This window comes from Halioglobus maricola (assembly GCF_009388985.1).
Taxonomy (GTDB): domain Bacteria; phylum Pseudomonadota; class Gammaproteobacteria; order Pseudomonadales; family Halieaceae; genus Halioglobus; species Halioglobus maricola.
Genome location: NZ_CP036422.1, coordinates 115,107 through 137,274, shown reverse-complemented (window position 1 = coordinate 137,274; position 22,168 = coordinate 115,107). Strand labels below are relative to the sequence as shown.

The 22,168-nt window shown below is 58.5% G+C and carries 21 protein-coding genes and 1 tRNA gene; 10 read left to right on the top strand and 12 right to left on the bottom strand.

Annotated features, from left to right (window positions below):
• Positions 1–65: 65 nt before the first annotated feature.
• From mtnA to EY643_RS00605, 3 genes are read right to left on the bottom strand one after another with little or no spacing between them, the layout of a single operon-like run.
• Positions 66–1,145 carry an S-methyl-5-thioribose-1-phosphate isomerase gene (gene mtnA, locus EY643_RS00615; RefSeq protein ID WP_152660380.1) on the bottom strand — a complete coding sequence of 360 codons (1,080 nt, stop codon included), beginning with the start codon at positions 1,143–1,145 and terminating at the stop codon, positions 66–68.
• A 2-nt stretch (positions 1,146–1,147) separates the two neighbouring features.
• Positions 1,148–2,017, bottom strand: coding sequence for a hypothetical protein (locus tag EY643_RS00610; protein ID WP_152660379.1), 870 nt, complete (start codon positions 2,015–2,017; stop codon positions 1,148–1,150).
• A gap of 8 nt (positions 2,018–2,025) precedes the next feature.
• Entirely contained in the window at positions 2,026–3,375 is a 1,350-nt protein-coding gene (locus EY643_RS00605; RefSeq protein WP_152660378.1) for a glutamine synthetase family protein, read from the bottom strand.
• Positions 3,376–3,499: 124 nt separating this feature from the next.
• On the opposite strand from EY643_RS00605, the gene EY643_RS00600 reads away from it, so the two are divergent.
• Positions 3,500–4,783 (top strand): NAD(P)/FAD-dependent oxidoreductase, encoded by a 1,284-nt coding sequence (locus EY643_RS00600; protein ID WP_152660377.1) that lies wholly within the window; start codon positions 3,500–3,502, stop codon positions 4,781–4,783.
• A 55-nt stretch (positions 4,784–4,838) separates the two neighbouring features.
• A complete protein-coding gene (gene epmB, locus EY643_RS00595) occupies positions 4,839–5,873 on the top strand; it encodes an EF-P beta-lysylation protein EpmB (RefSeq protein WP_152660376.1) in 1,035 nt (344 codons plus the stop codon).
• On the opposite strand, the gene EY643_RS00590 is transcribed toward epmB, so the two are convergent.
• A complete protein-coding gene (locus EY643_RS00590; protein ID WP_152660375.1) occupies positions 5,874–7,508 on the bottom strand; it encodes an AMP-binding protein in 1,635 nt (544 codons plus the stop codon).
• A gap of 149 nt (positions 7,509–7,657) precedes the next feature.
• Here EY643_RS00590 and EY643_RS00585 point away from each other — a divergent pair, with 149 nt between their 5' ends.
• From EY643_RS00585 to EY643_RS00575, 3 genes are all read left to right on the top strand, one after another.
• Complete coding sequence (locus EY643_RS00585) at positions 7,658–8,020, top strand: hypothetical protein (RefSeq protein WP_205743111.1); 363 nt, start codon at positions 7,658–7,660, stop codon at positions 8,018–8,020.
• A gap of 12 nt (positions 8,021–8,032) precedes the next feature.
• The gene (locus tag EY643_RS00580) at positions 8,033–8,416 is read left to right on the top strand and encodes a VOC family protein (protein ID WP_152660373.1); all 384 of its coding nucleotides are present in this window, start codon (positions 8,033–8,035) and stop codon (positions 8,414–8,416) included.
• Positions 8,417–8,515: 99 nt separating this feature from the next.
• A complete protein-coding gene (locus EY643_RS00575; protein WP_152660372.1) occupies positions 8,516–9,538 on the top strand; it encodes a hypothetical protein in 1,023 nt (340 codons plus the stop codon).
• A gap of 12 nt (positions 9,539–9,550) precedes the next feature.
• On the opposite strand, the gene EY643_RS00570 is transcribed toward EY643_RS00575, so the two are convergent.
• The 7 genes from EY643_RS00570 to bioB form a co-directional block, all read right to left on the bottom strand.
• Positions 9,551–9,627: transfer RNA gene (locus tag EY643_RS00570), tRNA-Pro, on the bottom strand.
• Between the two features lie 61 nt (positions 9,628–9,688).
• Positions 9,689–9,901 (bottom strand): DUF3094 family protein, encoded by a 213-nt coding sequence (locus EY643_RS00565; protein WP_152660371.1) that lies wholly within the window; start codon positions 9,899–9,901, stop codon positions 9,689–9,691.
• Positions 9,902–9,993: 92 nt separating this feature from the next.
• Positions 9,994–11,787, bottom strand: a complete 1,794-nt coding sequence (locus tag EY643_RS00560) for an acyl-CoA dehydrogenase C-terminal domain-containing protein (RefSeq protein ID WP_152660370.1) — start codon at positions 11,785–11,787, stop codon at positions 9,994–9,996.
• A 209-nt stretch (positions 11,788–11,996) separates the two neighbouring features.
• On the bottom strand, positions 11,997–12,674 hold the full coding sequence (bioD, locus tag EY643_RS00555; protein WP_152660369.1) for a dethiobiotin synthase: 678 nt from the start codon (positions 12,672–12,674) through the stop codon (positions 11,997–11,999).
• A complete protein-coding gene (bioC, locus tag EY643_RS00550; RefSeq protein WP_152660368.1) occupies positions 12,671–14,242 on the bottom strand; it encodes a malonyl-ACP O-methyltransferase BioC in 1,572 nt (523 codons plus the stop codon). Before bioC ends, bioD begins: the two co-directional genes overlap by 4 nt.
• Entirely contained in the window at positions 14,239–15,411 is a 1,173-nt protein-coding gene (gene bioF, locus EY643_RS00545) for an 8-amino-7-oxononanoate synthase (protein ID WP_152660367.1), read from the bottom strand. Before bioF ends, bioC begins: the two co-directional genes overlap by 4 nt.
• Before the next feature lie 8 nt (positions 15,412–15,419).
• The gene (gene bioB / locus EY643_RS00540; protein WP_152660366.1) at positions 15,420–16,460 is read right to left on the bottom strand and encodes a biotin synthase BioB; all 1,041 of its coding nucleotides are present in this window, start codon (positions 16,458–16,460) and stop codon (positions 15,420–15,422) included.
• 84 nt (positions 16,461–16,544) lie between these two features.
• Here bioB and EY643_RS00535 point away from each other — a divergent pair, with 84 nt between their 5' ends.
• The 5 genes from EY643_RS00535 to EY643_RS00515 are packed head-to-tail and all read left to right on the top strand — an operon-like array spanning position 16,545 to position 20,698.
• Positions 16,545–17,267 (top strand): ComF family protein, encoded by a 723-nt coding sequence (locus tag EY643_RS00535; RefSeq protein WP_152660365.1) that lies wholly within the window; start codon positions 16,545–16,547, stop codon positions 17,265–17,267.
• 14 nt (positions 17,268–17,281) lie between these two features.
• Positions 17,282–17,962, top strand: coding sequence for a molybdate ABC transporter substrate-binding protein (gene modA, locus EY643_RS00530; RefSeq protein WP_152660364.1), 681 nt, complete (start codon positions 17,282–17,284; stop codon positions 17,960–17,962).
• Positions 17,953–18,633 carry a molybdate ABC transporter permease subunit gene (gene modB / locus EY643_RS00525; protein ID WP_152660363.1) on the top strand — a complete coding sequence of 227 codons (681 nt, stop codon included), beginning with the start codon at positions 17,953–17,955 and terminating at the stop codon, positions 18,631–18,633. Before modA ends, modB begins: the two co-directional genes overlap by 10 nt.
• Complete coding sequence (modC, locus tag EY643_RS00520; RefSeq protein ID WP_152660362.1) at positions 18,633–19,712, top strand: molybdenum ABC transporter ATP-binding protein; 1,080 nt, start codon at positions 18,633–18,635, stop codon at positions 19,710–19,712. Before modB ends, modC begins: the two co-directional genes overlap by 1 nt.
• Positions 19,709–20,698 carry a serine/threonine protein kinase gene (locus tag EY643_RS00515; protein ID WP_152660361.1) on the top strand — a complete coding sequence of 330 codons (990 nt, stop codon included), beginning with the start codon at positions 19,709–19,711 and terminating at the stop codon, positions 20,696–20,698. The genes modC and EY643_RS00515 overlap by 4 nt, the downstream gene beginning before the upstream one ends.
• On the opposite strand, the gene EY643_RS00510 is transcribed toward EY643_RS00515, so the two are convergent.
• Positions 20,693–22,069, bottom strand: a complete 1,377-nt coding sequence (locus tag EY643_RS00510; protein WP_153240845.1) for an FAD-binding oxidoreductase — start codon at positions 22,067–22,069, stop codon at positions 20,693–20,695. The genes EY643_RS00515 and EY643_RS00510 overlap by 6 nt on opposite strands.
• Positions 22,070–22,168 lie beyond the last annotated feature (99 nt).

Sequence of the window (22,168 nt, the reverse complement as noted above, 5' to 3'; positions counted from 1 at the left end):
CGGCGCAGCCAATACCTGCCACCGGCCAATGGGTGGCATTAGGCATTTCGCGCCGCAAAATTAGCTCAACATCCCAGCTGAACGCGCAATGAAGCAAGTGCTTCTTCGCTGGCGTCGAACGAGCCGTGCTCGGTAATCAATGATGTCACCCATTTTGCCGGGGTGATATCGAAGGCCGGGTTCGCCGCCCGCGTTCCTGCCGCGGCCAGATTGATCTCGCGGTTTTCGCCCGCTGCGTCGATGCCGGCAATGGCCAGGACTTCCGCCGCATCGCGCGCTTCAATCGGAATCTGATCGCCCGCGGGACACCGCCAGTCGATGGTGGACTCCGGCACGGCTACATAAAAAGGAATGTTGTTGTCTGCTGCCGCCAGTGCCTTGAGGTAAGTACCAATCTTGTTGCAAACATCGCCATTGGCTGCGGTGCGGTCAGAACCGACAATCACACAATCCACCTGACCCTGACGCATCAACTGACCACAGCTGTTATCTGCCACCACGGTGCACGGCACCCCAGCCCGGCCCAATTCCCAGGCGGTGAGATTCGTGCCCTGATTGCGCGGCCGGGTCTCGGACACCCACACATGCAGCTTCAGCCCCGCTGCCAACGCCTTGTAAACAGGCGCCAGCGCAGTGCCCCACTGAATAGTAGCGAGCCAACCCGCATTGCAGTGGGTCATGATATTCAAGGTATCGCCAGCATCCAGTTGGCGCAGCAGGGCAAGCCCGTTATCACCTATGCGCGCGCAATTGGCGATGTCCTCCGCTCGCAATTCTACCGCACACTGCAGTGCCGCCTCGGCTCTGGCAAAAGGCAGGAGTTCTGTCACTTCGGCGAGAATTTTTTCCAGTGCCCAACGCAGATTCACCGCGGTAGGCCGTGTCGCAAGCAAGGATTCAAACGCCTCCGCCATGCCTGCATCGCTCGGGTTTTCTTGCAGTGCATGAGCGAGGCCAAAAGCCGCGGTGATGCCGATCAAAGGTGCGCCACGCACCTGCATATAGCTGATGGCGTGGCAGTAAGCATCAAGGGAATCGAGGTGCACCCAGCGCAGGGTATGTGGGAGCAGGGTCTGGTCGATAATCTCGACGGCGCCAGAAGTCGCATCCCAGCGCAAGCTGGAAAGGTCGTCGTTGCTGAACATGCTTATGCTTCCTGTGCGGCGGCAGCGTCGCTACTTTCCTGAGTGGTTTCATGCTGCCACTCAAACACGTTCAGCTCAATGAAGATGAAAGCGAACAACCAAAGAGCGGCGTCCCAGAAGTCGAGAAAGTCGCCGGCGACACCCCAGTATCCCGCCGCGGCAAAGAGCGTCCCGTACAAGGCGATCTTGATCCACTTGGTGAAGGCCATGATCTGGTTGGAGAGATTGCCGCGCAGCTGCAGGCGGACCTCGATTTCCAGCACAATAACGACCAGCAACCACGCCGCAGAGTTGACCACGTCCGTCCAGGCAAGCCAGCGCGCCGATGTCAGCACCTGGCTCTCAGATACAATTTCAAACCCGGTTAGCTGAAACCACTCGCCACTGTTTACCGCGCAATTAGCCGCATCCAGGGGCACGTACTCATCCATATCCACGTGCAAGGATAGCCCCCGATCCAACGCAGCGCAGGGATCAAAGCCAGGCAGCGCAGTGGCATCATAGAGCATCGCCAGTTCAGCGTAGTAACCTGTGAAGGCGTAAAACACCGCCGCATAGCAGATAAGCCGCACCCAGTGCAGGCTTCGCTTGACCCAACCCTGAATGCGATTGTCATCAAGTACAGACGTCTCTAGCTCGAACAACAGCAGCAGCAAAACCCAGGCTGCGGTATCGATCGTGGCCGAGAACACCTGAATAATCTGGGAGAGCTCAAAACCGTCCACGAAAGTGTGTTCGAGCGCGCTGAGTTCCTCCTGCAAAAACAGAAACACATTGAACGTGAGCAGCACGTAGACAACGTATTTCACCGCAGTAAACACCCGGTAATTGAGGTCGCTACGCCCCAGCAATGTGTCCGAATCTTTGGTCATCTAGGCCATCATACCTGCAGCAGCAGGTGCTCCCGCTCCCAGGAAGATATCACCCTGTTGAACTCCTCAAACTCATCGCGTTTCACAGCGGTAAACGCCTTGAGGAACAGCGGATCGAAAACCTCGCGCACTTCTGGCGAGTTATCGAGGCTGCGCAGTCCCTCTTCCAGCGACCGTGCTATCTCAACTTCATCTTCATTCGCAGTGCCCTGGTGAGGCTCGGTTGGCGTCAGCTTGCCCTTCATGCCGAGGTATCCCGAGGCCAGGGTGGCAGCCATAGCCAGATAGGGGTTGGTGTCTGCTCCCGGGAATCGATTTTCCACCCGGGTTGCCGCAGTACTGCTCTCAGGTACGCGGAACGCTGTGGTGCGATTGTCCAGCCCCCAGCAGAGGTTGATGGGGGCGGCAATATCGGGAGCCAGGCGGCGGTAGGAATTCACGTTGGGAGCGTAGAAAGCGATCAGCTCGGGCGTGTAACGCTGCAGGCCAGCGATATAACTGAGGAAGGCCGGAGTATGAGTGCCGTCGGCCTCGGCAAAAATATTCTTGCCGGTATCAGCCTGCACAATACTCTGGTGAATATGCAGTGCACTGCCACACTCATTCTGCATGGGTTTGGCCATGAAGGTGGCATAAATACCGTGCTTGTGGGCAGTTTCACGAATCGTGCGCTTGAAGATAAACACCTGGTCGGCCAGGTCCATCGCATCGCCATGGAGAAAGTTGATCTCCATCTGGGCGGCACCGTTTTCATGAATCAAAGTGTCGACAGCGAGATTCTGTGCCTCGGCGTAGTCATACATGTCCTCAACGAAATCCTCGAACTCTGCGACAGCGTCGATGCTGTAAGACAGGCGCGACGTTTCGCGACGCCCGGAGCGGCCTTTCGGGGGGATAAGCACATGGTCAGGATTGGTGTTGCGATCCACCAGGAAAAATTCGACTTCCGGCGCCACCACGGGTTTGAGGCCTTCGGCCTCATACAATTCCAGCACGCGCTTTAGCACATTGCGCGAACTCAGTGGGTGGGGCTCACCATCCTGCTTGTAACAGTCGTGAATAATCTGGGCAGTGGGCTCCCGGGCCCATGGCACCAGGCGCATGGTGTTGGGATCGGGCTTGAGGATCATATCGGTATCGGTAGGCTCAACAAGATCCCAGTGCTCGTCAGAATACTCACCGGTGACGCTTTGCACCATGATGCTTTCAGGAAGCTTGGGTTCTCCCAATTCAAGAAACTGGTGTGCGGGGATAAACTTGCCCCTCGCATTGCCGGTCATGTCCGGCACCAGAACTTCCACTTCTGAAATCTGGTGCTGCTTGAGCCAGTCCTTGATCGCCTGCGTATCAGTGCTCATAAATTATCCATATTGCCCAAAGGTCCGAGTATCGCGGCCGAAAGCGCGCGGTTCAAGAGGCCAGCAGCTATGCTAACCCTATCGTGTTATCAGCTGCGCACCCCTGCGGGAGTATAGTTCCAGCATGCAAAATCTACCTCATGTCGAATCCTGGTACGCTGCCTCAGCCAATCAGACGCTCGCATTTGAGCCTCTGAAAGGCGAGTCAACTGCCGATGTCTGCGTCATCGGCGGCGGCTACACCGGCCTCTCCACCGCCATTCACCTGCGCAAGCGCGGCTACAGCGTGATACTGCTGGAAGCCAATAAAATCGGCTGGGGAGCATCTGGCCGCAACGGCGGCCATGTGGGCACCGGCCAGCGTGCCGAGCAGGAAGTCCTGGAAGATCTTGTGGGCCTCGATCAGGCTAAGGCGCTCTGGCACCTGGGCCTTGAAGCCGTTGACACCGTGTGTGCGTTGATCGACGAACACCAGATAGACTGCGAATTGAAACACGGCAACCTGCACGTTGCCTCCAAGGCCAAGGAACAGCCCGATCTCATCGCCGAGGTCGAACACCTATCTGGCGTCTACGGCTACGACAAAATTCGCTACGTCGCACCGGATGAACTTGCGGACATGACCTCCGGTCAAGGCTTTCACGGCGGCACGCTCGATACCGGCGCGCGCCACCTGCATCCGCTCAACTACGCCCTCGGCCTGGCGAAAGCGGCCCACGACCTGGGGGCGACCCTGCACGAGGGCAGCCGCGTAACCTCGTACACCGAGGGCAATCAAGTCACCGTCAACACCGACAACGGCTCAGTTAAAGCCAAATACCTGGTGCTGGGGTGCAATGGATATCTGGAGAAGCTTGAGCCGCGCACCGCTGGGCGCATTATGCCGATCAACAACTACATGCTCGCCACTGAACCTCTGCCTGAAGAATTGTGCCGCCAGCTAATTCGCGATGACACCTCGATGTCGGACAGCCTGTTCGTGATCGACTACTGGAAACTCTCAGCCGACAACCGCATGCTGTTTGGCGGCGGCGAATCCTACACCCGTAAATTCCCCAACGATATCGGCGGCTTTGTGCGGAAATACATGCTGCGCATCTACCCCGAACTGGCCGACACCCGGATCGACTATGGCTGGGGCGGCACCCTCGCCATCACCATGAACCGCATGCCCGATTTCGGCCGCCTGTCTTCACAGGTGTTCTACGCTCACGGCTATTCCGGCCACGGGGTGCCTATCGCAACGCTCGCAGGGAAACTACTCGCAGAAGTGATCTCTGGCGATGCCGAGCGCTTCGATGTGATGGCAACGGTGCCCTCGATGACATTCCCTGGTGGCACCCTGCTGCGGTGGCCCGGTCTTGTCGCCGGTATGCTGTTCTACGCTCTGCGGGACAGGCTCGGCTGAGATATGCCCGCGCGGCTGTTAGACTAGTCACATTATCGCAGCGAGAACGCCTGGCGTGATCCCACAGACAGAACTTCACAGCGCCGATTGGCAATCCGAGTTGCGCGCGGCCGAGACCGACGGCACTGCCTTGTTGGCCAGACTAAACCTCACCCCCAGGCAGATGGGATTCTCGGCGGTCGCCGCCAGGGAATTTTCGGTGCTGGTGCCGCTGCCCTATCTCCAACGCATCACGCCCGGCGATCCAAACGATCCGCTATTGCGCCAGGTGCTAGCCACGAGCGAAGAAACCCTGGTGAAACCGGGGTACAGCGACGATCCGGTAGGCGAGACCGGCGACACTATTCGCCATCCCGGCATCATCCAGAAATATCATGGCCGAGTACTGCTGATTCTCGCGAGTGGATGTGCGATCAACTGCCGCTACTGTTTCCGGCGCCACTTTCCCTACGAGGACAACCGCCAAAGCCGACGCGAGTGGCTGCAGGCTCTGGACGCCATCGCGGCCGACACCTCCATTACTGAAGTTATTCTCAGTGGCGGCGACCCACTGCTCGTCTCGGACCAGCGCCTGACCGAACTGATTCAGGCAATCGCAGATATCGGCCACGTGAAACGCCTGCGCGTGCACACGCGCTTGCCCGTGGTGATTCCCAGCCGGGTGACTCCAGGCCTGGTCTCAGCGCTCACAGCCACGCGCTTGCGTTCCGTGTTGGTGATACACAGCAATCATGCCCGTGAACTGGATGAGGAAGTCGGTGCCGCCATGCGCAGGTTGCGCGCTGCCGGCGTCGACTTGTTGAATCAATCAGTGCTGCTGAAAGGGGTCAATGACCGCGCCTCAACGCTCGCTGCCTTGAGCGAGCAGCTCTTTGCCATCGGTGTCATGCCTTACTACCTGCACCTGCTGGACAAGGTGCGCGGTGCCAGCCACTTCGATGTTAGTGAGCAAGCCGGCAAGGCGCTGATCGCAGCGGTCAGCGCTCTGCTGCCTGGGTATCTGGTGCCGAAACTGGTACGTGAAGAGGCGGGTCAGCCGGCCAAGAGTGCCATCGCGCCCCTGGCCACCGAGACCGCCGACCGTTGCTGATCAGCCAAGGAAGCTGACAGCGCCAGCGTCCATGTGCTCTTGCACAAGCGCCTTGTACTCATCTTCGATCTGCTTGCGCTTGAGTTTCATGGTCGGGGTTAGCAGCGCGTTCTCAATGGTCCACTCATCGCAGACAAAAATGTTCGAAATCCGTTCGTAGGGCGGCACTTCACCATTTATCTCGTCCAACAAGGCTTCCAGTTCCGCTTTAACAACATCCCTATCTTTCGCCAGCCCCAGCTCCGAAAGAGTGACAAGCACGATGGGTTGGTTGAGGCCATGACCCATGCAGCAGAACTGGGCAAGATTCGGGTTGCGTCCGAACAGCGATTCTAATTTCATGGGAACGATGAACTTGCCTTTGGATGTTTTGAAAACCTCCGAGACCCTGCCTGTCACCCACAAATTACCGTCTTCGTCGAACTTGCCCGAGTCACCGGTGCAATACCAGCCGTCGTCAAACACCTCAGCAGTCTTTTCGTCATTTAGATAGTAGCCCTTCATCAAACCCAGGCTCTTGAACTGAATCTCTCCCGTGTCCGACAGCCGCACCTTTACCGAGTCGTCCATGGGTTGCCCCACGCAGCCGGAGATGGGTTGATCGTCCTTGCTCCAGGCGCAGCCATGGATAAAGTTCTCGGTCATGCCATAGCCATCGCGCAGCGCTATCCCCATGCTCAGGAACCAGTCCTGCACATCTACCGGGCAAGGGGCGGAGCCCGTAAGAATAAAGCGCGCGCGGGACAAACCCAGGGCCTGGGCTATACCCGCTTTTTGCTCCTCGTTGAGGCCAGCCTGCGCCTCGGGCGGAATCTTGGCATCGATGCCTGCCTTGAACTTCACCCACAGGCGCGGCACCGCAAAGAAAAGTGTGGGCTGTACTGAACGGATTTCGTCGCCGAAGGTTTCCAGGCCCTCGGAGAAGGAGATACTCGCGTTGGCATACAGACTGCACATTTCAACAACAATGCGCTCAGCAGCGTGGGACATGGGCAGGAAGGAGAAAAATTCATTGCTACCATCAGCGAGTTCGAATTTATTCACCAACCCGGGCACGACATGCCCGGGGGTTTTGAACATATGCATCACACCCTTAGGGTTGCCGGTGGTTCCCGAGGTGTAGATGATGGTAAACACGTCGTCACCGTTGGGCACAGGTGACTCAGCATAGGCCTCGTAGTCACCGTAGATCGCATCCAGACTGGTCCCGGTATCGATCTTACAGCCGAGCATAGCCACCGTTTCAACGCCTTCCGGCAGAGCTTCGGCCGCCCGCGCGTGCATATCGAAGTCACCGCAGAACACCAGCCTGACCTCCGAGTGGTTGAGGATGTAATTGGCCGAAGCGATATCCTGCCCTGGATAAATAGGCACGCTGATGTGCCCGCTGAGCATGATGGCCAGATCGACTATGGGCCAATCCATACTGTTAGACGACCAGATCCCAATGCGGCTTCCTTCCGGGTAGCCTTTGGACTTCAGAAAGGTAGCGACACGGCGAACACGATCGGCGACTTCACTCCAGGTGTATTCAGACCACGCCAGATTGCTTGGTTGCCGCAGGTAGACTTTATCGGGGGTTTCCTGCTCCCAGTGGTAGAACATTTCCAACGGGGATTTGGGCGCTTCAGACATCGCGGTCCTCCTCAATTATTTGAATTAGTCAGGTAAGAGCTATGGACTATAGTGTAGCCAAGGTTGGCGCACATTCCCGACATATTAGCCAACATTGGCCGAGAAAGTAGCGACACAGACAGAATGCAGCAACGCCCTGCGATGATACGATGTACACCAAATCAAACGGAGATATGTTCGTGCGCTATTTATCCACTCTTTTGTTACTGGTCGCGTGCTCTCAAACACACGCCCAGGCCCTGCAAAAACCGGCGGCCCCGCAGCAGGGGCAAGACATCATGGGCAAAGCTATGGTCGTATCGAGGATTGCGGGCCTCTGTGAGGGCCTGAAGCAAGTCCAGGTATTCCAGAAGTCCGCCCAACTCGAAGGCGGCGATGAATTTGCCCAGCGGTTTCTCGCAGCAGAGGCAAAACGGCTGAACAAGACACTGGCACAGCTCGACACGCAATGTAACCAGGCCGAGAGTACGTACCGACAGCTGGCGCGTATGGCCGGAGTAGAAAACAACTAAGGGAGACCGCAAATGAAAGTCGGATACGTCACACTCGGCACCAATGATCTGGAGAAGGCCTGCGCATTCTACGATGCGTTGATGGGAGAGGTCGGCTTCTCGCGTATCTGGGATGACGGCAAGCTCATCGTATGGGGGCCGTCCCTGGAAGAAGCGTCAGTAGGGGTTACCACGCCGTTTAACGATGAAGCCGCCAGCATCGGCAATGGCGTGATGGTCGCCCTGCAGGCGGAGAACGAAGAGCAGGTAAAGGCGTTCTACAACAAGGCGCTGGAACTGGGGGCTACAGACGAGGGTCCACCTGGGCAGCGAATCGACAATTTTTACGCGGGCTACTTCCGCGACCTTGACGGCAATAAGCTGAACGCGTTTTGCTTTAATGCAGTGACATTGTAAAGCTCGCGCTCCAGCTTCCCGCTAAGCCGCGAGTCCAAACGATCTGAAGCGGCATTCAGAGCGTACCTATCAAGCACACGTGCTTGATGAGGAAGGCTCATGACAAAGTATCTGAACCTATTGGGAGCCTGCCTGGTCTGCTCAACGCTGGCAGGCTGTTTCCAGACCGAGCTTGGCGGCCCCGTCGCCGGCGCTGAAATTACTATTACTGATCTGCGCACTGGCGAACTCGTTGAGATGCGCAGCTCTGGCACTTTGGAAGAATTTTTCGCTGCCAAGTCCCGACTCAAGTGGGACCAGCTGGACGATCTGGGAAAAATGATCAACCTTGGCAACTTCGAGGCTGATGACCCCCTCTACACCCGCAATCGCTGGTATCTGGTCACCGCAACCGGCGGCGCTGACATGGATCGTGATTCGGATGGAACAGTTGATGCTCCGTTCGTCGATGTCTCAGGTTCATGGCATGCACTAATGACCGGCCGGCAGTTGCAAGATGGCGGCTACATGATTTCCGCGCTCACCGAAGCCCTCTACCAGCGGGTCCTGGCTGACATCGACAGCCTCAATGACCAGCAACTTCAATCCCTTCTCAACCAGCAAACGCGGCTCTTACTGCCCGACATCAACGAAGACGGCAGTGTCAATTATCTGGATACTCTGGCGTGGACCGTGCTTCTATCGCGCGACGCCTATCTGCGTGACTTTGGCGCCGTCACCGCTCTCAGTGAGGGTATCCGCCAGGGGGAGGCGCCGGCGACGATCCGCACGCTTGCTGAAGAAATCTTCACCGATCCCGCCCCCGATGCTCTGGCGTTCTTCTCAAGCAAAATTTCCGGGCCGATCGTTCAGGCCCGTTGCGTGACATGCCACGATGCTGGCGGTATCGCGCCCAGCAGCGGAGCGAGACTCATTCTGGCCGGCAACAACACCAACAACTTCATGGCAATCAACGACCAGGCATTTAGAGGCCTGGGAGATCGACTGAGTAGCAGTCAGGACCTCAGCGACTACGTTACCGGCAAGGCCAGTAACCAGATCAGGCATGGCGGCGGGACCCGGCTAGCACCGGGCTCACAGGAGTTTCGCGATATGACGACTTACTTGAATCTGATCGAGTAGCGGTCAAGGACATGGTCGGTGTGAGAGGATTTGAACCTCCGACCCCTTCCTCCCGAAGGAAGTGCGCTACCAGGCTGCGCTACACACCGTGAATTTGAGGCGAGAACTATATCAAAACAGATACAGGCGGCCAATGAACGGGCACTACCCCTAATATATTCCCGACGCGCGGGCGATCCATTGGCTCAGAATGCTGAGGCTGGTTACCGCAACAATCAGCAGAATAATCATATACAGCGGGCGGAAGGGCTTACGCTCAACCGAATTCACGCCGCGTTTGAGGAAGCCGTCTACCTTTTCCTGATCCTCTGGGTAGAGGGAGTTCTGGTAGCTGCGATCTGGCGTTTCTTCTGACTTATCCATAAATAAAAAAAAGGGGAGAATACAGTGCGTATTCTCCCCTTGTACAAAGGGAATGTCACCCCCACAAGGGGATGATTCCCAGCAGCAATCGTTTAGAACGCGAACATTTCTTCAGGCATCTGCATGAGATTGTCAGCGCCGGCGAGCATCGTGGTCTTGAGTGACTCGGTACGCGGCAACAGGCGTTCAAAGTAGAACTGTGCTGTCATCAGCTTGGCCTCGTAGAAAGAGGTGTCGCCATCTGCTTCTGCGATCTTCTGGCGCGCGATAACAGCCATCTTGGCCCAGAAGTACGCCAGGGTGATGTAACCGGAATACATCAGGTAATCGACCGAGGCAGAACCCGCTTCGTCCGGGTTGCTCATCGCAGCTTCACCGATCTGCATGGACAGCCCCAGCCACTCATCTTTCTTGGCATTGAGCACGTCTGTGAAAGGTTTGTCCGCTTCGTCATTGTTGGCCTGGCACAACTCATCGATCATGTTGGTGAAGTTGAGCAGCAGCTTACCGCCGGAGCCCAGAATCTTACGACCAATCAGGTCGAGAGCCTGAATGCCGGTGGTGCCTTCGTACAGCATGGAGATACGACAATCGCGCACGATTTGTTCCATACCCCACTCGCTGATAAAGCCGTGACCACCAAATATCTGCACACCGTGGTTGGCCGCTTCAAACCCGGTTTCGGTCATGAAGGCCTTGGCGATAGGCGTCAGCAGCGACATCAGGTCGTCCGCATTCTTGGCTTCTTCCTCAGTGCCTTTGTCGACAATGTCGCCCAGCATGGCGAGGTAGAACAAGAAAGCACGGCTTCCTTCCGCAAAGGCCTTCTGGGTCAGCAGCATCTTGCGGACATCGGGGTGCACAATAATCGGGTCAGCGGGCCCGTCGGCGTTCTTCGGGCCGGTCAGGCTGCGCATGGCCAGACGATCTTTGGCATAGACCAGCGCGCCCTGGAAGCTCTGCTCCATGTGAGACAAGCCCTGGGCTGCGGTGCCCACGCGGGCGGTGTTCATGAATGTGAACATGCAGTTCAGGCCACGGTTTTCAGGGCCAATCAGATAGCCTTTGGCAGCGTCGAAGTTTAGAACCGCGGTAGCGTTGCCATGGATACCCATCTTGTGCTCAATCGAGGCACAGTGAACGCCGTTGCGATCCCCGAGAGAACCGTCCTCGTTCACATTCACTTTGGGCACGATGAACAGAGAGATACCCTTGGTGCCTTCAGGCGCGTCTGGCAGGCGTGCCAGCACGATGTGCACGATATTGTCGGTCATGTCGTGCTCACCGGCAGAGATGAAGATCTTCTGGCCAGTGATGGCATAAGAGCCGTCAGCGTTGGGCTCGGCCTTGGTGCGCAGCAGACCCAGGTCAGAACCACAGTGAGATTCAGTGAGGCACATGGTGCCGGTCCACTCACCGGAAATCAGCTTGGTAAGATACTGTTCTTTCTGCTCGGGGGTGCCGTGCTCTTCAATGGTTTTGACAGCGCCATGGCTCAGGCCGGGATACATACCCCAAGCCCAGTTCGCGCTTCCTACCATCTCGGTGTTCACGATGCCCAGCAGATTGGGCATACCCTGGCCACCGTACTCGGTGTCTGCGGCAAGTGAAGCCCAGCCATTCTCAACGTACTGCCGGTAGGCTTCTTTAAATCCCGTGGGGGTAGTCACACCCTCTTCACTCCAGGTGCAACCTTCTTCATCGCCGACCTGGTTCAGGGGCTGCAAAACCTCTTCACAGAACTTTGCGCCTTCGGCGGCAATAGCGTCCATCAGATCGGTGGTGGCTTCTTCGTAGCCAGGCAGGGTCTGGAAAACTTTTTCCGCTTCCAGTACTTCGTTAACAACAAAACCGATGTCGCGCAGGGGGGCCTTATACTCTGGCATGATCCTTTACCTCTCTCGTTAGTCCGGCCCGGGGCTGTGGCAGTTGCCACGCCAATGAGGCCATGTAAGCAGTGCACACATTTTGCTGAAAATGCCCCCGAAGTCAAATACCTTTTTACGGTAAAGACCAGTGTGGAGGCGATAATCTGGTTATAAAGCGACCAAACAAGGTGCGATGGCTAGCGCTGGATAACGAACATAGTAAGCACTTACTTACCTGTAAGACGACTAATATCAATAAACGAAGATGCCTTCTTTGGGTCCCATGGCGAAATTTCGGGAATCTCGCCGAGCAGCGGCGCGGGTAACAGGTTCCGTAATGTGTCCAGGTTCTCCTCGTGACATCCCATGCGCTCACCGGGCTGATTAGCCACCCATCCCGCCAGCGGCAGGCCATCGCGGATGACAGCCTCAGCGGTAAGTACGGCGTGATTGATGCAGCCCAGACGCATGCCAACCACCAGGATGACACCTGCCTGCAGCTCTCGGGCCAGATCGGCCAGCGTCTCTCGCGACGAGATTGGCACACGCCAGCCACCAGCTCCCTCGATCAGCACGAGATCAGCCGGCGACATCATAACGCCGCGACAGAAGCCAGCCAGCTGCGAAGCTTTGAGATTCCTGCCCGCTTGCGCAGCCGCAATATGCGGCGCTATCGCTGGAGCCAGCGCCACCGGATTTACCTGGGCGTAGCCCATCTCGGCCGTCATGCTCGCCATCAACTGCAGCGCGTCTTCGTTCTGCCCTTGCTCATCACACCCTGCCGCCACGGGTTTGACGGCGGCGGTGCTTAAACCTGCAGCCGCAGCCGCTTCGAGAATGGCGCAACTTACCGCCGTTTTGCCGACCTCGGTGTCGGTACCGGTCACAAAATACGTCTTACTCACAATTTCTCCAGGGTGCCAAAAAACACCTCGTAACTGGCGGGTAGCACACCATCCTGGCGCCATTTTTCGTAAGCCTGCAACATCCCCTGCAAGGCGCGTCGTCCGGTCAAGCCCGCGGGGCGGTCGCGGTTTACATTATGTGCACCCAGGGTTTTTAGCTCATTCAATAGTTCTCGTACCTGCTGATATTCCATGCGGAACGGCTCCACGTTCGCTGTAAGGGAAATACCCGGTACTTGCACCGCAGCGCTTTCCAGCCGGGTCAGGGGCAAGAACGCATTTACATGCTGATGCTCGTCCACGGTTGCCCACGCGCTGCGCAGCTCGTGCAATGTGGCCGGTCCCAGCGAAGTGAATACGCAGCGGCCGCCCGGGCGCAAAACGCGCGCGATTTCCGCAAACAACAGCTCTGGGCGCAGGCACCACTGAATGGCGAGGCTGCTGAAAACCAAATCCACCGAGTTGGCGGCCAGCGGCAAGGCCTCAGCATCCGCGACCAACCACTGGCCAGCCGCGGGGTGAGCTTCGCGTGCGAAACGCACCATGCCTTCGGCAAGGTCGAGCCCAATATATTCGCTATCGGGAAACTCCGCCTTGAGCGCAGTACAGAAATAGCCCGTACCGCTGCCCAGGTCCAGCACCGTCGCGGGAGCCTCAGGCAAATCGCCGATCTGCTGCAGCAGGCGTTCGCCAACATCTCGCTGTAATTGCGCCACACTGTCATATTGCGCAGCCGCGCGACTGAAGGAATCAGCCACGTCAGATTTAGCCAGTGCAACTGGTGCTCCCTGCCCCGGCAGTAATTCGCAGCGCCGGAAAAAGGCCTGCAGGCGAGTGTTAATCGTCGCGGGTTGCTCCAGCAGCGCAGCATGGCTGCAGTCTGGCAAGACTTCGACCTCGCCGGTCGCAATACCTCGCAATGCCTCTGCCAGACCCGGAGGATGGAGTTGATCGTTAGCCGCAAGCAGATGCAAATGGGGTATCTGCAGGCCGCTCAAGACAATCCGCTGATCCAGCGTTGCCAGCCAGCTCAGGCCCGTGCCAAGCGCGTCTGACGTCTCGGCTGGACGCGAGGCTTGCAGCGCGCGCAACAAGGGTCGAGGCACCAAAGCGCCGGCCACCTGCAAACTGTCGAAACGGCGCAGCGTACGCCGAGGATCTGCCGCGCAGGCGGCTTGGAATTCCGCCAATTCTGGAGCGGCCATGCCCGGCCAATTTTCATCGGCAACAAAGCGGGGGTTACTGCACAGTGTTATCACTGCCTCTACTCTGTTTTCTGCTCGCTCCGCCAGAGCAAGGGCAAGTTGCCCGCCGAGGGACCAGCCCAGGTAGACAGCTCGCTGCGGGGTCGCCTCAAGAATCGAGTCCAACAGTGCGTCGAGCTCCGGTTGCAATCCATCACAATCCGGTGCGAGGCCGGGCAGGTCCAGCAAGGTGACGTTAGCCCAGCTGCGCAGGTATGCGAGCAATGGTCGCCATACCTCTCGGTTAGCGCCCCAGCCGTGTAACAGGACCAAGTCCAAACCGGGCTCACTGTTGGCAGGAAGATATTCGGGGACCAGCTTCACAGTACTTGAGCCGCCTCTTCAGCCAGTACTTCCAGCAGGCGATCCACCTGTTGCTCTGAGTGAGCCGCCGTCAATGTGATGCGTAAACGAGAGGTACCAGCGGGTACGGTAGGTGGGCGAATCGCGCCCACAAGAAGACCGGCCACGCGCAGCCTTGCGCTCAATTCGAGTGCTTTGCCGGCGTCACCCACTAACAAGGGCTGGATAGCACTCGTAGACGCCATGAGTGGCAGGCCAACAGCTTCTGCTCCCGCACGGAAACGCCGGATCAGTTGTTCCAGATGTTCGCGGCGCCAGGCCTCTGTGGTCAGCAGACGCACTGCAGCCAGGGCAGCTGAGGCCACAGCAGGCGGCAGTGCCGTGGTATAGATGTAATTGCGAGCACTCTGGACAAGGCTCTCAATCAGCGGCGCTTCGCCAGCGACAAAAGCACCGGCACAGCCCAATGCTTTGCCCAGTGTGGCCATGAGCACCGGCACATCATCGACATCCAGGCCGGCGGCGGCAACACTGCCGGCACCACCGGGGCCCATGACACCAAAACCGTGAGCGTCATCTACCATTAACCAGGCATTGTTACGCCGGCACGCAGCGGCGAGATCGGTGAGCGGAGCCACATCGCCATCCATGCTGAACACCCCATCGACCACCACGAGCTTCTCGCCCTCGGTCACGCCGGCCAATTTGTGTTCGAGGTGTGGCACATCGCTGTGCCGGAAGCGCTGGAAACGCGCCCCGCTATGGAGGCCGCCGTCCAGTAGCGAGGCGTGGTTGAGACGATCCTGGAAAACTGAATCACCTTTTTGCAGAAGGGAGCCAAGCGTGCCGGTGTTGGCGGAGTAGCCGGAAGAAAACAGCAAGGCCCGAGGCCGCCCCGTCAGCTCAGCGAGAGCCTCTTCCAGCGCATGGTGAGGCGCCGAGTGGCCGCACACCAGATGCGATGCCCCACTACCCACACCGTAGCGTTCAGCTCCTTCGCACAAGCCGGCCACCACCTCTGGGTGGGCGGCGAGGCCCAGGTAGTCGTTGCTGCAAAAATTAAGAACCTCGCGCCCTTCAACGCGCACCGTTGGGCCCTGGCTGGATTCCAGAGTCAGGCGCTGGCGATAAAGGTCGTCGCGACGGCGCTGCTCGAGGGCAGCTTGAATACGCTCGTTGAAGCCTGGCACCGCACCACTCAGGCGCGGGCAGCGTCGTAGAATTGAGGGCTTGGGTCCTCGGGCGGCTGCTCCAGCGCCAACTCTTCAGTATTAATTCCCAGTTTGCCGAACAGGGCCATGTCGCTGTTCGCTCGCGGGTTGGGTGTCGTCAGCAACTTTTCACCGTAGAAGATGGAGTTTGCCCCTGCGAAGTAGGCCAGTGCGTGCATCTGCTCATTCATTTCTTCGCGACCGGCGGATAGGCGCACGTGGGAAGCAGGCATCATGATGCGGGCAACCGCAATGACACGGATGAATTCAAAAGAATCGAGGTCGTCCTCGGCCTCGAGCGGTGTCCCTTCTACACGCACCAACATATTGATGGGCACACTCTCCGGGTGCTGGGACAGATTTGCCAGCTGTTGCAGCATCCCGGCGCGGTCGCCCTGCTGCTCACCCATACCAACGATACCGCCGGAACAGATTTTCATACCCGAGTCCCGCACATGGTCCAGGGTATCCAGACGGTCCTGGTAGGTGCGAGTGGTAATGATGTCGCCGTAGTACTCCGGTGAGGTATCCAGATTATGGTTGTAGTAATCCAGACCCGCCTCAGCTAGCTCTGCAGCCTGACCCTCGGTCAGCATGCCCAGGGTCATACAGGTCTCCAGACCCAACTCGCGCACACCTTTGACCATGGCGACAACGTGAGGCATATCCCTTTGCTTGGGGCTTCGCCAGGCGGCACCCATACAGAAACGGGTAGAGCCGGCGGCCTTGGCGGCGCGGGCCTGCTCTAGCACTTTCTGCACTTCCATCAACTTTTCCACTTCCAGGCCCGTGTCATAGCGGGTGCTCTGGGGGCAATAGGCGCAGTCCTCGGGGCAGGCGCCAGTTTTGATGGAAAGCAATGTGCTCACCTGGACCTTATTGGGGTCAAAATACTTGCGATGCAGACTTTGGGCCTCGAACAACAGGTCGTTGAACGGCAGGGCGAATAACGCCTCAACTTCCTCGCGGGTCCAATTGTGGCGAATGTCCCGGGAAGTGGGCTCGGCGATAACGGTAGCAATGCTCATGGCAAACCTGGATTTTCAACTGGCAAAGTTTGGAGACCGAAATGATACCCCCAACAAAAGTGCTGTCAACCTGGAGGGCCCCGGATGGTTAACAAGCTAAAAGCCGTATCGCACTTCCTGCTCGAAGGGCTTCTGCCCCAGTACTGCGCTCTTTGCGGCTTGTTCAGCCACTCGCCGCTGCCACTGTGCGAACACTGCCAGCGGGAGATGCCTCTCAATACCAGCCACTGCCCATGCTGCGCCCTGCCGCTGCCAGAGGGTTCACCCGCGGTACTCTGCGGCCGCTGCCAGCAGCATCGCCCGGCCTTCGAACGCGCAGCGGTCCCCCTGCTTTACGGCGAATATCTGGCGTATCTGATCCAACAGTGGAAATACCATGGGCAACAGCGATTTACACCCTTGTTGGCATCACTCTGGCTACACCGAAGCCATGTCACAAGACCCGACCTGCTGGTGCCCGTACCCATGCACTGGAGCAGGCAACTGCGACGCGGCTACAACCAGACGGAACTGCTTGCCCGGGCTCTCGTCAGCCACGGGCCGGCTCTCGGCGGGGTAAGAGTGGACAGGCGCCTCCTTCGACGTAACCGCGCCACTGCGGCCCAGTCCGGCATGGATGCGCGGGCCAGAGCCACCAACCTGCGGGGTGCCTTTACAGTGCGCCGGCGCTGTGACAGCCTGCGCATCGCCCTGGTGGATGATGTGATGACCACCGGCGCCACGGCTGATGCCGCCGCCTCTGCCCTCCTCGACGCGGGCGCTGCGGGCGTGGAAATCTGGTGCCTGGCCCGCACCCCGATTGATTGACGAGAGACCTCTTCGTGCCATTGCTGTTCGCCCTGCTGCTGCTCCTGCCCATGGCAAGCCTTGCCGAACGCCCGCTGAATATTGCCGCAGCGGCGAATTTTCGGCCAACCATCGAACGCATTAACGCCGAATTCACTGCGAGCAGCGGACGCGAGGTCACCCTGAGCAGCGCCTCAACCGGCATCCTGACCAGTCAGGCGATGTATGGCGCGCCCTACCATCTACTGCTCGCCGCAGATGCCGAGGCCCCTGCGCGCCTGTTCGCGCAAGGCATTGGTCAACAACCGTTCTGCTACGCCGTCGGCCAACTGGCCCTGGTCGGTGGCCCGACGGAACGGCTTGCCGAAAGCGACAGAAGTCTCGCCATCGCCAACCCGGATACCGCCCCCTATGGCCGCGCGGCAAAAGACGTATTGGCCCGGGAGAATTTCAGCCCCCAGCGCAAACTGGTGCGGGGGAACAACGTATTGCAGGCCTACCAGTTCTGGCGCAGCGGCACAGTCGACATGGCGATTGTCTCCCGCTCCCTCGCTGGAGCGGAGGGAGCACCGATTCCCGCCAGTTGGCACCGTGAGCTAGCGCAGCACGCCGTGGTACTGGCGCAACACCCAGACCTCTCCGCCTACCTAGCATGGCTGGGAAGTGATACCGTGCGCTCACTGATTCTGGATTCGGGTTACCAACCTTGCCCCTGAGCGCCGCCGAGCTTGACGCCATCGCCCTCACTGCGGCATTGGCCACCACGACTACCGTCATCTTGCTGCTACTGGGTACCCCACTGGCCTGGTGGCTGGCGCGCCGGCGCGGCAACCTGGCGGCCATGGTCGAAGCGGTGGTGGCCCTGCCTCTGGTACTGCCTCCTACCGTCCTGGGGTTCTACCTCTTGCTCGCTTTGGCGCCAAACTCGCCGGTTGGAAAAGCCTGGCAGGCCGTGTCAGGTGATCAATTGGCGTTCAGTTTTTCAGCCCTGGTGATCGGCTCGGTCATCTACTCTCTGCCATTCGTGGTGCAGCCATTGCAGGCCGCTTTCCAACGAGTACCGAACGGCTTGCTGGACGCCGCCGCAACCATGGGGGCGACGCCCGCCGACCAGTTTCGCTCCGTGGTCCTGCCCCTGACCAAACGCAGCTTCGTCGCTGCGGCAGTATTGGGATTTGCTCACACGATAGGCGAGTTCGGCGTGGTATTGATGATCGGCGGCAACATACCCGGCGAGACCCAGGTTCTGTCGATAGCCCTCTACGATCAGGTTGAGTCGCTACGATTCGACGAGGCCCATCGCCTGGCCGCCGGCCTGCTGCTGTTCTCGCTGGCACTGCTGTTTGTGGTCTACCGCAAGGGCGCCGGTTGGAAGGTGAGTAGCTGATGTTGCTCCTGGACCTGCGCTGCGGCGGCGAAAACGGATTCGAACTGGCACTGCAGACGGCACTGCCCGGGGAAGGTGTGACCGCGATCTATGGCCCCAGCGGCAGTGGCAAAAGCACGTTGTTGGACTGTATCGCTGGTTTGCGCAGCGCCGAGGCTGGCAGTGAAATACGCTTTGGTGACAAGGTCTGGCAGAACTCAGACAGCAGCTTGCCCCCCTGGCAACGCAACATCGGCTATGTGTTCCAGGACGCGCGCCTGTTTCCTCAACTCAGCGTAGAGGGCAACCTCGACTACGCGGCGCAACGCGCTCGCAGCAAGGCCTCGGTCGAGCGTGCTGCACTCGTTGAATGGCTCGCACTGGGGCCATTGCTGAAACAAATGCCGGACACACTATCAGCGGGCCAGCGCCAGCGGGTCGCCATCGGCAGAGCACTATCCGGCGCGCCGGACTTACTACTGCTGGATGAGCCCCTCGCCAATCTCGATCAGGCAGCCAGTCTTGAATGCCTCGGCCTGTTACAGACCATCGCAGACCGGCTGGAATTACCTATTCTGTATGTCAGCCATGATATCGAGGAAGTAGGCAGCCTGGCGGATCACGTCCTGCTGCTGGAGAACGGCCGCGCCATAGCTCAGGGGCCCTTCCTGGAACTGGCCTCACGGCTGGACAACCAGCTCTCCCACGAAGCAAAGGCCGCCGCGATTCTGCTCGGCCAGATTTCCGGCCATGACAGCAGCTATGGCCTCACCGAGATTGAGGTGGCGGGCCAGCGCCTGCTGGTCAATCACCTGAACCAGGCCATCGGCAGCCAACGCAGGGTGCGCATCCCCGCACGAGACGTCAGTGTCTGCCGCACTCGAGCGCAAGACAGCAGTATTCTCAACATCCTGCCGGTTACAGTCACCGAAATTGAAAGCTGCTCGGATGCGCGCCTGCTGCTGCGCCTCGCCCTCGGCTCGCAATTCCTGCTCGCGCGCATCACCCGCAAATCCGCCGAAGCGCTTGAGCTCAAAGTGGGTGACGAAGTTTTCGCACAGATAAAGAGCGCCGCCCTGCTCAGTGAGGCCACACCATGAGCGACGATTGCAACGACCATCCGTACGACCGCCTGACACCTGATAGAGTCATTGACGCCGTGGAATCCACTGGTCGTCTATCAGACGCGCGACTACTGGCGCTGAACAGCTACGAGAACCGGGTCTATCAGGTTGGTATTGAAGACGGTGAGCCCCTGATCGCCAAGTTCTATCGCCCCGGTCGCTGGTCTCGCGCCCAGATCGAGGAAGAACACAGCTTCAGCCTGGAACTGCAGGATGCGGAGATCTCGGTGGTGGCACCGATGGTCGATGAAAACGGCCAAACACTGCATGAGTACGAAGGCTTTCTCATCGCGTTGTTCCAGCGCCGCGGAGGTTACCCCCCTGAGCTCGACAACCTCGACAATCAACTGGTTCTCGGCCGCACCCTCGGACGCATTCACGCCACCGGGCGAGCCGCCAGGTTTGCCCACCGCCAGCGCATCGATGTGGACCGCATGCTCACCCAGAGTCGCGAGTTCTTGCTGGAGGGTTTCATCCCGAAAGAATTGGAACCTGCCTACAGCTCACTGACGGCAGATTTGCTGCAAGCGATCACCGAAATTTACAACGTCAAACCCGAGGACGAAATTCGGGTTCACGGCGACTGCCATGTGGGCAATATTCTGTGGCGCGACGATGTCGCTCATTTCGTCGACCTGGACGACTGCGTGATGGCACCCGCCGTGCAGGATTTATGGATGTTTCTCAATGGCGAACGACACGAGCGAGAGCTGCAGCTTTCTGAATTGATTGAAGGCTATACCGAATTTTGTGACTTCGACCCACGCCAGTTACGCTGGATTGAAGCCCTGCGCACCCTGCGCCTGGTGCACTACGCCGCATGGCTTGCCCGTCGCTGGGACGACCCAGCCTTTCCCCGCGCCTTCACCTGGTTCAATAGCGAGCGCTACTGGGCAGAGCACATCCTCGAGCTTCGGGAACAGCTCGCGGCGCTTCAGGAGGAGCCGTTGAGGCTTTTATAGGTCAAAGATTTTACCGGGGTTCATAATCCCCTGTGGATCGAACACCTTTTTGATGCCCCTCATCATTTCGATTTCCACCGGCGATCGGGAGTACTCCAGGTACTCCTTCTTGAGCAAGCCCACACCGTGTTCGGCAGAAACAGAGCCACCATAGCGCTGCACAATTTCAAACACCCATGTAGAAACCTCTCCGCACTGGATTTTGAATTCGTCGATGGGCAGGTCTTCCGGTTTAAGGATATTCAAGTGCACGTTGCCATCGCCTATATGACCGAACCAGACAATTTCAAAATTAGGGTAGTGCTTGTTCACCACTGCCTCCACCTCAGCCAGGAAGTCGGGGACCTTGGCAATCAGGGTGGAGATGTCGTTCTTATAGGGCGTCCAGGGCGTGATCGTTTCGGAGATGTCTTCACGCAGGCGCCAAAGATTCTGGGCCTGTGCCAGGCTCTGGCTGACCGTGCCATCGTAAACCCAGCCCTGCTCCATGCAGTGTTCGAACAGGCGCATGGCGTCGTCCATGGCCTGGTCATCGGGCTGTTCAAACTCCAGCAGGGCGTAGTAGTCGCAGACGGTCTCAAACGGCCGCGGCAGATCCTGATGAGCAACCACTTTCTCCAGAGCAAGTTCGGAGAAAAACTCAAAGGCCGAGAGTTCGATCTCGCTCTGGAAAGTGGCGAGTACGTGCATGATCGCCTGCATGTCTGGCGCGCCAAGTACCAGTACCGCCAGGTTTTTTGGTGTCCGCGTCAGTGACATGGTGGCTTCCACCACCACGCCCAGAGTTCCCTCTGCACCGATAGCCAACTGACGCAGGTCATAGCCCGCATTGTTCTTCATCAGCCCACGGTTGAGGTCAAGCAGCTCACCGGTTCCTGTCACCAGCTTGAGGCCGGCCACCCAGTCGCGGGTCATGCCGTGTTTGATCACCTTGATACCGCCGGCATTGGTGGCGATGTTGCCGCCGATCTGGCTGGAGCCAGCAGAGGCAAAATCAACCGGGTAATAAAGATCCTGCTCTTCCGCAAACTGCTGCAGTTGCTCAGTGATCACTCCGGCACCACAGCGCACGGTGCGGTCCACCGGATTAAAGTCAGAAATCGTATTCAGCCGATCCAGGGCCAGCACCAACTCACCGTTCGCGGCAACAGCGCCGGCACTGAGGCCAGTGCGGCCACCAGAGGGGACAATCGCAAGCTTGTGCTTCGCGGCCAGGCGCACGATATCCTGCACTTCCTCAATCGAGCCAGGCAACAGCACTGCCGAGGGGTCCGGCGCATAAAAACGGGTCCAGTCCAGGCCGTACTGCTCGCAGGCGCTCTCGTCTGTGAGGACGCGAGCTTCGCCGACAATCGTTACAAATGCCGCCATAATTTCTGGGTCGAGCTGGGCCAAGGGGTTTCCTCCGGAATTTATCAAAGGGCGCTGAATCAGGGGGCGCGTATGGTACCATACGCGCCCTTTTTTCTG

What these genes read in the sequence shown, in the direction of transcription:
- mtnA (WP_152660380.1), bottom strand. Translation starts at nt 1,145, where the DNA reads ATGTTCAGCAACGACGACCTTTCCAGCTTGCGCTGGGATGCGACTTCT.
- EY643_RS00610 (WP_152660379.1), bottom strand. Translation starts at nt 2,017, where the DNA reads ATGACCAAAGATTCGGACACATTGCTGGGGCGTAGCGACCTCAATTAC.
- EY643_RS00605 (WP_152660378.1), bottom strand. Translation starts at nt 3,375, where the DNA reads ATGAGCACTGATACGCAGGCGATCAAGGACTGGCTCAAGCAGCACCAG.
- EY643_RS00600 (WP_152660377.1), top strand. Translation starts at nt 3,500, where the DNA reads ATGCAAAATCTACCTCATGTCGAATCCTGGTACGCTGCCTCAGCCAAT.
- EY643_RS00590 (WP_152660375.1), bottom strand. Translation starts at nt 7,508, where the DNA reads ATGTCTGAAGCGCCCAAATCCCCGTTGGAAATGTTCTACCACTGGGAG.
- EY643_RS00585 (WP_205743111.1), top strand. Translation starts at nt 7,658, where the DNA reads ATGTACACCAAATCAAACGGAGATATGTTCGTGCGCTATTTATCCACT.
- EY643_RS00580 (WP_152660373.1), top strand. Translation starts at nt 8,033, where the DNA reads ATGAAAGTCGGATACGTCACACTCGGCACCAATGATCTGGAGAAGGCC.
- EY643_RS00575 (WP_152660372.1), top strand. Translation starts at nt 8,516, where the DNA reads ATGACAAAGTATCTGAACCTATTGGGAGCCTGCCTGGTCTGCTCAACG.
- EY643_RS00565 (WP_152660371.1), bottom strand. Translation starts at nt 9,901, where the DNA reads ATGGATAAGTCAGAAGAAACGCCAGATCGCAGCTACCAGAACTCCCTC.
- EY643_RS00560 (WP_152660370.1), bottom strand. Translation starts at nt 11,787, where the DNA reads ATGCCAGAGTATAAGGCCCCCCTGCGCGACATCGGTTTTGTTGTTAAC.
- bioB (WP_152660366.1), bottom strand. Translation starts at nt 16,460, where the DNA reads ATGAGCATTGCTACCGTTATCGCCGAGCCCACTTCCCGGGACATTCGC.
- EY643_RS00535 (WP_152660365.1), top strand. Translation starts at nt 16,545, where the DNA reads ATGGTTAACAAGCTAAAAGCCGTATCGCACTTCCTGCTCGAAGGGCTT.
- modC (WP_152660362.1), top strand. Translation starts at nt 18,633, where the DNA reads ATGTTGCTCCTGGACCTGCGCTGCGGCGGCGAAAACGGATTCGAACTG.
- EY643_RS00515 (WP_152660361.1), top strand. Translation starts at nt 19,709, where the DNA reads ATGAGCGACGATTGCAACGACCATCCGTACGACCGCCTGACACCTGAT.
- EY643_RS00510 (WP_153240845.1), bottom strand. Translation starts at nt 22,069, where the DNA reads ATGGCGGCATTTGTAACGATTGTCGGCGAAGCTCGCGTCCTCACAGAC.